Source organism: Phocaeicola sp. (assembly GCF_048170425.1).
GTDB lineage: Bacteria > Bacteroidota > Bacteroidia > Bacteroidales > Bacteroidaceae > Phocaeicola.
On the sequence record NZ_DBEXBB010000117.1, the window covers coordinates 1 to 14,949 of the forward strand.

The window sequence follows — 14,949 nt, forward strand, 5'->3', positions numbered from 1 at the left end:
TTCAGTTTTCTGTAATGATTGTTCCTCTGTTTGTGTGGAGATTAACGGTCAATGTCAGGGATGACAAAGTCGAGTGTACCTCCAATGGCAATTAAGTCGGCAATTTTAGCTCCACGGCAAACGGTGTCCATTGCGTGAACCAATGGAAGTCCGGTAGAACGATAGTGCAGACGGTAAGGAACTTTATCACCATGGCTCTCCAATATCACATCAAACTCACCACGACTGGTTTCTACTGATGAAGTGAATACACCCTCCGGCAACTTGATGATGGGTTTGGTCTTGGCACGGAATTCTCCTTCCGGAATATTGTCAATCAGTTGCTCGATGATATGGCAAGACTCCATGATTTCGTCCATACGTACCATATAGCGGGCAAAGGAATCACCTTCCGTGTACACAATCTCCTTAAAGTCCACCTTGTCGTAGAGTGCGTACGGATGATGCTTACGCACGTCGTTGGCCCATCCGGAAGCACGTCCGGTACCTCCTGTACATCCCAGTGAGATGGCATCTTCCTTTGACAAAACTCCTACACCTTTCAGACGGGTATCGGCAATGACGTTTGAAGTAAAGATGTCATGATAGTCCTGAATTACACTGCGCAGGTGTTTGATAAAGTCTTTCACCTTCTGCTGGAAGGTAGGATGAATGTCAGCCTGTACACCTCCAATCATGTTGTAGTTCTGAATCAGACGGCCTCCGGTAGTTTCTTCAAAAATATCCAGAATCATCTCACGTTCACGGAAACCATAGAAGAAAGGAGTCAGTCCACCCATATCCATGACCAGACAGGAGTAGAACAGCAAGTGTGAGTCGATACGCTGCAACTCGTCCATGATGGTACGGATGTACTGGGCACGTTCCGGTACTTCTATTCCGGCAGCTTTTTCAATACACATACACAACGCATGGCGATTCTGGTGAGCACTCAGGTAGTCCAGACGGTCGGTCAAAGCTAATGTCTGCGGGTAGGTGAGGCTTTCGTTCATTTTTTCGATGCCTCGGTGGATATATCCCAGTATCGGGTCAATCTTGCGGATGTTCTCCCCGTCGAGCGAGGTACGCATGCGCAATACACCGTGCGTGGAAGGGTGCTGCGGACCGATGTTTACCACAAAATCATCTTCTCCGAATACCACGTTCCTGCGGCCTTCGAGCGTGCCGTCGGGACGGAGAAAGTATTCATCCGTCATATCGGCATTCTCCTCGTTGTCCATCCGGAGCGGATTGGAGTTCATGTCATAATCCTTCCGCAGGGGATAGCCCACCCAGTCCTCACGCAGGAAGATACGGCGCATATCCGGATGGTTCAGGAAGCAGATACCGAAGAAGTCGTACACTTCACGTTCTTTAATCAGAGCGGTTTTCCACAAGTCGCTTACAGTGGGGAGCAATGCCCTGTCACGGTCTGTTGTTACCGCCTTGAGTGTGATTCTTTCGCCCGTGCGGGTAGATTCCAGCAGGTAAAGCGCCCCTAAGCCTTCTTCACCCCAGTCCATTCCCACGATGTCGCGCAAGAAATCCATGGGATTTTCTTTGTCATTCAGTAATGTCTCCGCTATCTGGTGCAGCTTCCCGGCCGGGACTTTTACGACAGTCTCTCCTGTCTGACTGATTTCGGCTTCAGAAATAATGCCTGTTATTTTTTCAATTTCCATTTGCATTTTCTTTTTACGTAGGGTTTATTCCTCTTTTTCTTTACGGTTTACTTCTCCTAAGAAGCGCTCCACCTTGATTTTACGCTGGAGCTGCATCATGCCATAGAAGAAAGCTTCCGGTCGGGGAGGACATCCCGGAATGTACACGTCTACCGGAATAATCTTGTCAATACCGTTTACTACGTGGTAAGATTTGATGAAAGGACCTCCGGAGATAGTACATCCACCTACTGCCACTACGTATTTAGGTTCTGCCATCTGGTCATACAGACGTTTCAATACCGGAGCCATTTTGTGTGTGATGGTTCCCAACACCATGATCATGTCGGCCTGCCGGGGAGAGTTCCGGGTTACCTCAAACCCGAAGCGGGCCATGTCATAACGGGCTGCTCCTAATGCCATAAATTCGATGGCACAACAGCTGGTTCCGAAAGTCAGGCTCCAGAGCGAATTGCTTCGTCCCCAGTTAATCAGTTCGTCCACCGTTCCCAGTACGATTCCGGCCCCGTCCATGTTCAGTCGGCGCACCATTTCTTCCAGATAATCATTGTTCTTGAAGTCCTCATACTCCATAGAACGAATAGAGGTAGCTTTTTTTACTTCCATTCAAGCGCTCCTTTCCGCCAGGCGTATGCCAGGCCCAAAATTAAAACTACCAGGAAGAAACCTACACTGACCAGCGCATATACTCCTGCCCGGCCGGCCACTACAGCCCAGGGGAAGAGAAACACCGTTTCAATGTCGAACATCAGGAACAGGATGGCAAACAGGTAGTAACCTGCCTTGAACTGCACCCATGACTGTCCGCGCGTAGGAATACCGCATTCGTACGGTTCTCCCTTCTGCGGATTGAATGACCGTGGAGCAAGCAGTTTTGCGATGGTCATTGCTGCCACCACAAGGACGATAGCAGTCAGAATAACGACGATAATAAATGTAAAAAACATATATCCAAGAATTTTTGATGATACATATAGATAGCCAATCGTTTCCGTTACACCGCAAGCCTCTGTCTGCCGTGTATCGGAACAATCTGTTTTTCAGTTGCTCTCAGATAGTATTAAATAAGGATTTTCCGTAGGGTATACAGATAATAGAACTTATCCAGCTGTGTATAAGGATGTGTGGAATATACGGAGCCGGCCGTCCCTGACTGCGCGGGCGGTCTGGAAATGAAGTCTTGTCCGGACGGGAATACCGGCAGGAAGAACTTGCCGTCCAGGATCTTCTGGTTTTGTATGAACAGAATTTTCTGCGGAATATCCGCCAGCCTGTGGGCCGTCAGAAAGTCAAGCGTTTTCGAAGGAATATTGTCCGGATGCTGGTAGATGAAATCAGCCGATTGGGTTTCCTCTGCTGTATTGTCCTCATTGGGCACGGTGGAATAAAGCGCAAGGAATTTTGCTCCTACGAGTACGCTCATAAGAGTAAACAGGGATATGCAGGCAAAAATCTTCCACTTATTCATGCTAATACCTTCAAAAAACGTTGCAAATGTAGCCATTTATTTTGATTCATGAGTCTGTATTTTCATTAATTTTTCTTGTCAGACAGTTTGCTTTATTTTTAAAAAGGATAACCAATGGCAAAATGTATCCCCATTCCATCCTTGAATTTAGGAATATTATAGTACCCGCTTTGGGCGGTATCATATGGCACATGAAGAGCAAAACCGAAATCCAATCTCAAAATAAGAAATGACAGGTCATAGCGTAATCCTACTCCAGTACCTAATGCAATGCTGTCGAAGAAATGTCGTAGATTGAATTCTGCACCAGGGCGTGCTTCATCTTTGCGCATCAGCCATACATTGCCGGCATCTAAAAATGCCGCTCCATTTAAGTTCCCCCCCATGATGTTGGAAAGAATACGAAAACGGTATTCCAAATTGGCTTCTAACTTAATGTCTCCTGTTTCGTCTACGTATGAATAGCCCGAGTTGTTGGCCGGATGAAATCGTCCGGGACCGATGGAACGTACGGTAAAGGCACGTATACTGTTGGCACCTCCCACATAGAACTGTTCGCTATAAGGTGCAATTGTCTTGTTACCGTATGCCCATATCACTCCTCCCATCAGTCGGGTTGCTAACTGCTGCTTTTCGCTGATGTGGTAGGTATATCTTATCTCTGAAGAGTATTTCAAAAACTGAGCAAACGGATTTCCCAGTAGTTCTTTTTCTTTTTTACTGAACTTTTGCCCAAAAGCTGCATAGATGACGGAGGTTACATTCCCAGCAGAGGTAAGTGAGTTTTCCCACCATATACGGTTCTTTGTCTTCCGGTAACTGTTGTCATAGGTAACGGTGTACGTCAATGACGGAATAAACTGGTCATCCAAACTATGGAACAACATCGGGTTTGCACTGGCAATAGAGTCAAAACGTGCAGTGCGGTGCTGCAAAGTGTTGAAGGCCAGATGAAGTGGGGTTACAGTGTGTTTGATGCTACGTTTGGGCTGAAAACTGTAGGATACAGTACCTCCGAATGATAACATCTTGAAATAACGGGCACGGTTTACTTGCTCTGCATAAATTTTGAAGTTGGTTTCCGACGGGAAACGGAAGGGGTCTACACGATTTTTAATCCATGGTAGAACCAATCGTGGAAAATTCAAAGAGAGAGCGGCCCCCAATTCATAAGAGTTCATCACAGAACTTTCTCCATCTACGGTAGAGCTGGTTTGCCATTCATATGAACCTTTTAGTTCCAGGTTCAATGAAGCGCCCATCCTTTTGAAATTCTTTTTCGCAAGATTGAATTTTGCTCCAGGTCCGGTTTGTTTGGTACTCTTGGTAGTAACGTTTAGTTCCAGTTCACTATCATAAGGCAGGTCAAACATGGCATTGACTGTGATATCCAAGGTGTCTTTCCCCGGACGAGGAGTATATTTAAAATCGTTGAATTTAAACACTCCAAGTCGGGATAATGCTTGTTGAGTATAGTTTTGACGTTCCTGAGAATACATTTCTCCACTTTTGTAAAGAAAGCGTCTGCGGAGTACCCCATATCGTATACCTGGTTTTTTCCCTGCATAGTTGATGGTGAAGTTATGGAAGTTTAATGAATCGTTGGGCTGTTCTCCATTATGTCCTACCAGATTGATGTTCGTTTTTCCAATATAGTAGGTACGCAATCCTTCTTCCGGGATATTATGTTTTTGTACAATTCGTAGGTTGACATAACCGGGACGAATCAATGTGTCGGCCATGAAGGTAATAAAATCAGAACGGTAGAAATAATATCCGTTGTTACGGAATAGTTCTACCAGACGATTTCTTTCCTCGTCCAATTTATTGACAGTAAAGGCTTCTTCTTTAATCAACAGACGTTCATTATATGTAGCACGAATTAAACTGTCTTCTTTGGTAGAAAAGCCAACATAATTGATGGAATCTAGTTTATAACGTTTCCCTGTATAAATGGTATAATTTAATTTGGCTTTTTTAGGATTCTTGGCTGTATCTACCTTTACGGTTACATTTCCTTGAAAGAAACCATTTTCACGCAATACATTGCTTGCTACCTTTGTGCGGGTATCGGGATTGACAGTAGATACATACACCGGGTCTGCAGCCAGTTTCTTGAAAATCCATTTCCCTATACCTTTTTCATATCGCTCAAATCGGTTGTATACCCATAGTCCTAAAGGAAAGGGAATACGATACTTAGGGCTACCGAGAAATGAATTGTTCGGTGCCACGCTTAATGCCCCTTGAACCTCTTCCAGTGTTGCCTCTCCGTTATCTTCTTCGTTATATCCTACAACTTTAGGAGTTGGCATACCGATATAAAGCAACTCGTCTTCTGGAAGATGCTTGGTTGTGGAACATCCGCTTATGATAAATAACAGAAGTCCTGTCAGTAACAGTTTATTTGTTCTTTTCTGTTTCATTTTTCTCATCTTCTTCTTTTTTTTCGACATCAGGCAACTGCTTTTTCTTTTTCCTGAAAATAAACAGTTCGCCCACTTTACTTACTTTCTTACGTAATACGATACCGGCTCCGGTTTCAATGACTTCACCATCGAGGATACTTTCGTAATTTTTGTCATGGAAAAGCTTTACATATCGGGTACCACTGTTGTCTAGACGATATTCCAGTGAGATGTTATCAATAAAAGATTCATCTTGTTGTACATTGTTGCCAGTAGACACTTTTCCACCAATCACTACTCGGATACGATTGTTCCAGAACCTCTTGGCAAACTGGAAGTTGTAATCTGTAGACGATTGTCCGGTTTCTTCTCCGTTATTGGTTTCTATACCGAAATTTACATCGATAGTTTTGAGTGCGCTTCCTGCCACTTTAGAAATTTGGTCTTGCAGGAAGGAGTTCATGACACTGCTTCCACCTCCTCCCAATGTACTTCCTTCTGTCAGATACATACCTGTTACCAGCATGGTTACAGCTACCTTATTCTTTTCTTCAGCCGACATGGAAGCTAATTCATTTTGCATGGTGCCGTCATCCGGTGCATCGATGATAAATGTAAATCCGAGGTTTTCCAGCGTATTGGTAATGTTTACACCCACATCGAAGTTGACCATGCGTGAAGCTTGTCCTTCTTGTGTTACAGAAGAACGTACTCTTTCCGTGGCTTTTATACTCATGAGGGGATTCATTGCATTTCCACTCCATTGTATGTAACTTCCACTTTGAATATGGAATGTCTTTAACTGGATAATTGGAAGCTGATATTTCATTTCACCACTTAGAAGAGAATATCTTCCGTTTAGAATAATATTTCCTTCCGGAGTATATTGGAAAGATAAGTCACCACCTCCTTCAAAATACATGTAGTTGCTTCCTTTTTCATCCATATTGACACGGCACTGCACTCCTTCGTCTATGTGTAAGGTCATTAGCATATCGATACCTCCTAATGAAAGTGCAGGGAGGGCTCTTCTTTGTATAGAAGTCGTATCGCTGAAGTTGGTAAAGGTTACAGTCTCCCCCAAACGGTCTTCTACAGTGAGTGGAGAATCCTGCAGGATATAGGTAAAGTTGCTTGTACCTAGGATATTCATATTACCGCGTATATTCATATTATCCGGCGTGCCTTTTAAAGTGGAGTGGAAATCCACATATAGCTTTCCATATACGAGTGACCGTTTGGTTTGTTTGGCATTCAGCAACTCAAAATTGTTGGCATCCATTTTCAGATTCATCTTCATCTGGCTGAAATCTGCCATGTCTACATCTCCGTCGATGGTGAATGGAGTTTTTCCCTTCGTGAATATTTTGAAACGGTTGAATGTCAGCTTGCTGTCCTTGATTTCTACAGGTCTGTCATCAAAACGCAGATTCATGGATGCTTGCGGAATGTATATATTCACACTGTCCAGATTGATTTGTCCATTCATGAGTGGTTGGGAGGCATTGCCAGACATGTGCATGGTACCGTCAATATCTCCACTTAGCATGGCCATTTTGCCAGGAATAAAAGAGTTGGCTATTTCCAACGGGAAATGATGTAATGCCATCCGTGCATCAATTCGATTCTCTTTTTGTTCTTTCTTTTCTGCTGGGAAGTACGAGCCTTCTATGCTGATAATTTCGTTGTCATTCTGCATGATGAGGCCGTTGATATGTTGCTCTCCGCTTTGTTTAGGAAGATAAACTGCACTCAAAGCCCAATTCCCTAATGCTATTCCATTATAGCTAAGCTTATTGATGTTATTTTCAAGTGAAATTTGATCCATGCCTTCCTCTGTCTGTACATAATGTGCTTCAGAGTTGATGATACCTTCTATATCAGGCATATATGGAATGACTCGTTTGAATTCTCCAATATTTATTTGGTTTAGAGACAAAGTCAGATCTTGTCGTGCCGTAGAGTCAGGGGTAGAATAAAAGCTGAGTCCTGTCCGCAATTCATCATAGATGGATAAATTAGCCATAATACGGCCGTCATCTCTCAGGTAGATGTAATTATCTGGATTAACCGTAAATTTGCGGTAAACCAGAATCGGATCAAATGGGGTAATGTGGAGACTGATTCCACCTTTTTGCAGACCAGCCACCATACCTATATTTACACCACATTCCTTTTTACCGTTCAGGTATTCAATGGTTGCATTTGCTTTGTCAGCTCCAATATCTCCATTCAGCATAATATCGAATGCCTCCTGGAACGGTTTGTCATTGGCAATCACTCCGCTACTGAATAAAATTTTCTCCGGTTGCTGAGTTGCATTAAAATAAATTGTATCAAAAGCCAGACTATCAGTCCTTAATCCATAAAGATTCATAGATGCATTCAATCCTTCTGTAGGGGAGGTGCGTATATTCACATTCATGCGGTCGAAATTTATCTTTTTGATGGCCAGTGTATTGGAAATAGGGTTGTCCTTCCCTGCAAAGATTCTGAACTGGGTTTCTGGCCACAGCTCACGAAGAGCTACCTGATCAATTGATTTTTGCTTCCATTGTGTACTCAGTGCATCCGTCAGTTTGGTTATCTGATTGCCTAACTCATCAATACCTCCTCGGCTTCTGAATAAAAAAGTAAGGTCGCCCGCATTCGCATAACTTCTGATAGAATCGCGTGCAGTACTGAATCCGAAATGTATGTCTTTCGTCTTAAACGTCTTTTTTTCAGTAATTAAATTTATGTCTTTTACAGATAAACGAACACCATGGCTCTTTTTCATGTCCGTTTTCAACTGAATATCTATATTTTCAGTAGTCTTTAACGGAGAGTTGAGCAATCCCATTCCGTATAAATCCAGGTTCTTCACTTGAATCAACATATCTGCAGCAATTGCAGAAGGGTGTAAAGATGCATCTAACTGGGATGAAATGTTCATCAGGTTGTCATTTACATCCAGATTAAGATTCGCTTTAGATTCTTTCAGGGTTGCATTAAGTTGTACGCCTGAAAAGATACGAGTTCCCCATTGAAGGTGATTGAGACCAGCATGGGCTGTCAGGGTCGTTCGTTTGGAAAAAATGTCGGTTCCTGCTCCTTCAAGTTGCATACCAGCAGAGAGATAAAACAACGAATCAGCTGGCAGGAAATCATGCAGGTTAAGTTCATTGATTTGTATATCTGCCTTATAAGCCTCTTTAAAAAGGTTGTATTCGGCATTTAGTTGTACTTTTCCCTCATGCTGGCTTAATGTTGTTTCAGTAAATAAATCGTTACCTTTCATACCGGCCTTTCCATGAATATTCATTCCTGACGGAATAACTACTCCGCCGGTCAGACTACTCAGAAAATCCATTTTGTAGAAATCTGAATTCAAGTTGATGATTCCCTCTCTGGAAAGACTGTCGAGCACATTCTTTACCGTTCCGTCCATTTCCATCCGGAAACAGTCGGGAATTTTAACCTGGCAAGTGGTCAGTTTCAGGTCACTCAGACTTCCATCTACCCCGATACGAACTTGCAATGGAGCGGCAGGAAAGGATTGAATAAATTCTTGCGGCATATCTGGTATTAGCTTGAATAAGTCTGCTTTGCCGATTTCTGCCATGAATTGCCCGTTTAATACGCCGTCCTGATTTTGTTCGGTGACCGACCAGTCTATTGTAGCCTTGAGAGCCAGAAATGAATTTGCTGTTTTGATTTGCAGCGAGGGCACTCGTATGGCTTTCTCATCAGCCTGTAGTTGTCCCTCGGTCGATTTGATTTCCAGTCCCGAACGTTCTTTCAGCTCGAACTGATGCAGTAATGCCCGGATGTTATTCCCCTGATAGTATAAAGAATCCATCTGCAAATTGATGTCGGTCACTACAATATGTGACGGATCCAACCCCTTCTCAATAGGAGGTGTATTCCCTGAGTTATAATATAATCCACTCTGTAGGAGCTTGAATTCTTTAGCAGAATATGCCGCTTTATGCAAGTCAACCAGTCCGCCTCTTAAAGAGGCACTCCCGACTTTAAGTCCTAAATTCATGGTATCAAGCGGCATATCCATTTGAAAGTCCACATTGGCCAAATCAATCTTTTCTAATTTAAATTTCCAGAATGTAGGTGTACTTTGAGTGGTATCTTGTGCGGTTGTATCTGCCAGACATAGCTTCAGATTGGCATCTTTTAGTGTGAGCTCGTTGAGTACAGCTGTTTCCGGCGTTAAGTCAACTCCATGTGATTTCAAGAAAAGTTCTCCCAGGTTTCCCTGCAAGGACATTCCTTCAATCAGGTCAGCCGTATTGACCGAAGCGTTTTTCAGTTCCACTCCATCAATCTCTATCTGTTTCTTTACCAGAGGGAGTAATTGTATTTTTACGGTCAGTTTTTCTACATTCAGGAGTGTATCCTGAGGATTGGTAACCGTTGTTTTGTGTACAACCAGATTTAATGGAAAAGAAAGTGAAATCCGTTGTATATGAATGTTCATTCCGGTAGCTTGAGATGCATAAGAAGTCGCTTTGTCCACGATAATATTCTGGACAGCAGGTATATAGATTAATATACACAATACTATAAAAAGGATAAATGGGCTTGCTAGTACAATTCCACCCCATTTTATATATTTTTTCATATACAATTGGATCATTAGTTATGCGAATATATAAAAAAGAACCAAAAGGTGATACATTTTGTTTATGACAATGAGTTGAAATCACATTATTTGTTTACCTTTGCGTAGTTACTAATTTTAATACAATTCTATGAAACCAACTTTATTTGTACTGGCTGCCGGTATGGGGAGTCGTTACGGTGGCTTAAAACAGCTTGATGGACTAGGTCCTAACGGTGAAACAATCATGGATTATTCAATTTTTGATGCTATCCGTGGTGGTTTCGGGAAACTGGTTTTCGTAATCCGTCGTGATTTTGAAAAAGATTTCCGTGAAAAGATTGTAAGCAAATATGAGAATCATATTCCTGTAGAAGTTGTGTTCCAGGATTTGAACGATCTGCCTGCGGGCTTTACTTGTCCGGAAGGTCGTGTAAAACCTTGGGGAACTAATCATGCAGTGTTGATGGGTAAGAATGTAATTAAAGAACCATTTGCCGTAATCAATGCAGACGACTTTTATGGACGTGACAGTTTTGCCGTTTTAGGTAAATATTTGTCAGAGCTGCCAGAAGGCGCAAAGAATGACTATAGCATGGTCGGTTTCCGTGTAGGAAACACTTTGTCTGAAAGTGGAACCGTTGCTCGTGGTGTATGTGCAACTGACGAAAATTCTCATCTGACTACAGTAGTTGAACGTACTGAGATTATGCGTGTGGACGGTGTGGTTTCTTATAAGGATGAAGAAGGTAAGTGGGTTGGTATCGAAGATAATACTCCGGTTTCAATGAACATGTGGGGATTCACTCCTGATTATTTCCAATATTCAGAAGAGTATTTCGCTGAATTCCTAAAAGAAAATATCGGTAACTTGAAATGTGAATACTTCATTCCGTTGATGGTGAACAAACTAATCAATGAAGGAACTGCTACAGTAAAAGTTCTGGATACTACTTCTAAGTGGTTCGGTGTGACATACGCTGCTGACCGCCAGAGTGTAGTGGACAAGATTCAGGCTTTGGTAGATGCTGGTGAGTATCCTGCTAAATTGTTCTGATTAGAAAACAGATTATAATACTTAATGTAAGGAAGACCGGGATTGCAGAAATGTGATTCCGGTTTTTTCGTGTTGCGTGTTATATGATGTATTAGAATTGTGAGTAAGTTATGGTATGTTTATGAATAAAAGTTTGTCGATGGAAACTAAAAAAACTACCCAAGAATGCGCAGAATACGTAAACTTGGGTAGTTCTATTTCTTCCTAAAAAGATGGAAGGGAAGGTTTATTTACCGCCGTTTATCCATGTCTTTTCAGAGTAGATATAATATCCATCTCCATAAACGCTGCTAATATTAGGATTACTCAATACACTACTGTTTCCGTATGGTAGACGCTCCGGGAAACGATTGATACCTCCCTGAGTATTATAAGGATTTGTCAAGACAATATAACTTTCACCCATTGCTTTTACACGACGTAAATCATTATAAGTTTCCACTTGTTCATCTACGCTCTGAGCTATATATTTCTGTTCGAAGACCTTTTTAAGCGTTGGTGTTCCTAATGAGCTGGCATAAGCATTGGCATCTGCATCATCATCAAACCAACCCATAATTTCACTTACAGAAGCTGCAACAGCTTTCTGGAATTCGGTTGTGGCGTCTTCATTAAGACGTAATTTAACTTCTGAAAGAATAAAATATAATTCAGAAACGCTGAACATGTGAATAGGCTGTGAACCTAAATCATACCATGCGGGATAAGCAAGACTTCCGTCAGCAACCTGTGCAGCTTCCTCATCACCGGGCTGATATGACTCCCCGGTTTCGTAAGTGTAATAAGCCAGACGAGGATCATCTGACCCCATCAGGCCTGCTACAGTCTTAGAAGAAGCAATATAAGCTCGGCTCCACAAATAGGCACTCCAGGGATTATCACAAGTCACTCCATTGAATTCTTTAATCAAGAAACCTTTAAAATTCAATTCTACTGCCTTTTCTGCTGCTTTCTTTACTTCCGTCAATAAAGCTGTTTTATCTTCCGTAACAGCTAATTGATGCAATAAATAACGAGCTTTCAAGGCATAAGCTGTAGCCATCCATTGTTCATTATCATTTCCAAAAGCAATGTCCTGATTTCCGGCAGACTTTAAATCTTTACCTTTTTCAAGATTCTTGATAGCATCTTCAAGAGTATTTAATATACCAGTATAAACATCTTTCTGTGCATCCAGTTTGGGCTGAAGGTTTTCTTGGCCCTGTAATGCTTCACTGTATGGAATGTCTCCATGCATATCGGTCAGTACACCATAGTTTAATGCCTCCAAAATTTGGGCCATACCCAATAAGTCATATTTCTCGGCATTACCTTGAGTTCCAGTCGTGATTTTTTCAATCATTTGACGAATATTCATAAGATTTCCATAGGTTGCATTCCATACATTATTAAAAGTTGTAGATGCTGCCCATTCTGCAGAGTTACGTAACTCTGCTCTCATTAACTGGTTATTTCCAACTCCAATTTCTTGTTCGGTAAGAGAGGAAAGATAAAAAGCATAATCTCCTGATACTGTACTAAAACCTGTAGCCATAATTGCATCTGTCAGCTGAAGTGCTGCTGACACATTTTCAGGAGAAGGATGTTGGTTATCCTTATTGATGTCATCCATTATATCCTCGGTACAAGATGTCAGTCCGAGAAATGCAACAGATAAAACGGATAATATATATTTCTTCATATTTGAATCGTATTTATTTTAGAATTTAATAGTAAGTCCACCACCAAAGCTTGAAGTATTAGGAACAGAGAAGCGTTCAAAATATCCACTCATGTTATTGTTACCCTGTGATGATTCCGGGTCAAAATTCGGCAGATTAGCCCAGATTAAGATATTACGAGCAAATCCATATACAGAAATGTCGAAAATTCCCATCTTTGGTAATTGGTATGTCAGTGTTACATCACGCAATTTTACGAAGCTAGTATCATAAATACCAGATTCAGAAATGTTGTAATATTCCTGATAATAAGCTTGTTTGCTAACTTCAATCGTGTTCTTTTCTCCTGTAGCTTCATCAATACCTTCTACTACCATTGTCCCTTCGTGATAAGGAAGAGATTCTTTAGTCGCACCAAAATAGTTCAATGTCATGTTTGTACCATGATACATTTTTCCACCCTGCTGCCAGCTCCATGTAGTGGCCAAAGACAGACGTTTGTAGCGTCCGCCAAAAGTGATACCAGTTGTGAAATCCGGTGAACAGTTTCCTAAGTTCTGGCTGTCTCCTGTAGCTTGAGGTAACCCATTTAGCAACAGCATGTTTCCTTCACTGTCACGTTTGAATGCAGTACCATAGATATTAGGGTAAGTGCATCCAGCCTGTGCTCTAACCTGTGGTTCAACAAATCCACCCAACATAATAGATTCTACACCCGGTGCAAGTTCAATAACCTTGTTAAGAATTCTGGTAAAATTGATACCCAGATTTAACTCATAATCTTTATTTTGCAGGATAGCTGCATTGATAGAGAATTCATGTGCATGGGTACGCATCTTTCCGGCATTTGTCATCATATATTGATAACCTATAGCACCATCGGTCGGTACAGAGAATATCTGATCTTTAACATTCTGTAAACTATAGGTATATTCCATTTTGATTCTGCTGTTGAATAAATGCAAATCAATACCGGCTTCATAGTTTACTGTATTTTGCGGCTTAAGATTCTCATCATATACTACATAATATGGTACGTATGATGAAACGCCACTTGGAAGTGGATAAGATACCGGAGTATAGGCCAAGAAACCTCCTCCGTAAGAAGGTGTATAGTAGAAGTTGTTGTAATAAGTACCAGCTTGACCTACCTGTGCAAATGAGCCTCTTAATTTACCATAGTTGATTACACTGTTGCCTTCCAAGAATGGTAATTTGGTGAATTCCCATCCCAAAGAAACTGAAGGATAGAAGAAACTACGGCTTCCTCTAGGCATAGTAGATACGTAGTCATTACGTCCTGTAACGGTTAAATACAATTGGTCTTTCCAGGATGCAGACACACTTCCGAAGAAACCTACTGTACGTTCTCTTCTTGTATATTCATTAGCACTGGCCAGGTTAGTGGCATTCCCAATGGTCGGAAATCCAGGGAAATTAAAGTTACTTGCATAATAGTCCCAAGTACGAATGTTTTCGTCATTAAATTCATTACCTAAGATGATGTTCAATCCCCATTCATCTTCATTACCAAATCGACCGTCGAAATTAATGGTAAACAAGTTGTTGAAAACATTGTGTTGTGAGCCATAATTTTCAATTTCGCCACCGAGTAAGGCACTTGTTGTACCCATTTCTTTTACATCTGCATAATTAGATGTCCAGATATCCAAACCTGCTTGTTCACGGAACTTCAAAGTAAATCCATCACCCCAATTTAGTTTGGGCTGGTATTCAAGATAAGCGTTACCAAAAACACGGTTTGTGTGTTGCAAGTATTCATTGTGATCAGCCCACCAATATGGGTTCACAAATGAGGTAGAACGGAAAAGTACCTGATCTGTGATATCTCCAGGCACGTGTGTAGGGATTCCTTTCAGGTCATATTCTGCAGGAGCGGAATATACGACGTTCATTATACCATCATTAGCACCAGGAGCTGATGTGATTTTGGTTGATGAATAGTTTGCAGAAAATCCTGTATTCCATTCTTCATTGATTTTCCAGTCAACCAAACCTCTGGCTCCCCAACGGTTCATACCTGTGGATGGGATAATACCATTTTGATAAGAGTTGTTTAACCCAAATGAATAATTT

9 protein-coding genes are annotated in these 14,949 nt (G+C 41.7%); 1 reads left to right on the top strand and 8 read right to left on the bottom strand.

Going from position 1 to position 14,949, the window contains the following annotated elements; all coding sequences use genetic code 11:
* Positions 1-41: 41 nt before the first annotated feature.
* The 6 genes from ACMJ0U_RS04670 to ACMJ0U_RS04695 form a co-directional block, all read right to left on the bottom strand.
* Positions 42-1,661 (bottom strand): NADH-quinone oxidoreductase subunit C, encoded by a 1,620-nt coding sequence (locus tag ACMJ0U_RS04670; protein WP_417128488.1) that lies wholly within the window; start codon positions 1,659-1,661, stop codon positions 42-44.
* Between the two features lie 24 nt (positions 1,662-1,685).
* Entirely contained in the window at positions 1,686-2,267 is a 582-nt protein-coding gene (locus ACMJ0U_RS04675) for an NADH-quinone oxidoreductase subunit B (protein ID WP_022052798.1), read from the bottom strand.
* The gene (locus tag ACMJ0U_RS04680) at positions 2,258-2,608 is read right to left on the bottom strand and encodes an NADH-quinone oxidoreductase subunit A (RefSeq protein WP_417128489.1); all 351 of its coding nucleotides are present in this window, start codon (positions 2,606-2,608) and stop codon (positions 2,258-2,260) included. The genes ACMJ0U_RS04675 and ACMJ0U_RS04680 overlap by 10 nt, the downstream gene beginning before the upstream one ends.
* A gap of 113 nt (positions 2,609-2,721) precedes the next feature.
* A complete protein-coding gene (locus tag ACMJ0U_RS04685; RefSeq protein ID WP_417128491.1) occupies positions 2,722-3,129 on the bottom strand; it encodes a hypothetical protein in 408 nt (135 codons plus the stop codon).
* A 98-nt stretch (positions 3,130-3,227) separates the two neighbouring features.
* On the bottom strand, positions 3,228-5,555 hold the full coding sequence (locus tag ACMJ0U_RS04690; protein WP_417128498.1) for a BamA/TamA family outer membrane protein: 2,328 nt from the start codon (positions 5,553-5,555) through the stop codon (positions 3,228-3,230).
* A complete protein-coding gene (locus ACMJ0U_RS04695; protein WP_417128493.1) occupies positions 5,533-10,155 on the bottom strand; it encodes a translocation/assembly module TamB domain-containing protein in 4,623 nt (1,540 codons plus the stop codon). The genes ACMJ0U_RS04690 and ACMJ0U_RS04695 overlap by 23 nt, the downstream gene beginning before the upstream one ends.
* A gap of 130 nt (positions 10,156-10,285) precedes the next feature.
* Between ACMJ0U_RS04695 and ACMJ0U_RS04700 the strand changes: the two genes are divergently transcribed.
* Complete coding sequence (locus ACMJ0U_RS04700; RefSeq protein WP_417128494.1) at positions 10,286-11,191, top strand: nucleotidyltransferase; 906 nt, start codon at positions 10,286-10,288, stop codon at positions 11,189-11,191.
* A gap of 226 nt (positions 11,192-11,417) precedes the next feature.
* Here the strand turns inward: ACMJ0U_RS04700 and ACMJ0U_RS04705 are convergent, their stop codons facing one another.
* Complete coding sequence (locus tag ACMJ0U_RS04705) at positions 11,418-12,872, bottom strand: SusD/RagB family nutrient-binding outer membrane lipoprotein (RefSeq protein ID WP_417128495.1); 1,455 nt, start codon at positions 12,870-12,872, stop codon at positions 11,418-11,420.
* An 18-nt stretch (positions 12,873-12,890) separates the two neighbouring features.
* Positions 12,891-14,949 (bottom strand): TonB-dependent receptor domain-containing protein (locus ACMJ0U_RS04710; RefSeq protein WP_417128497.1); only part of this gene is annotated, 2,059 nt, incomplete at its 5' end.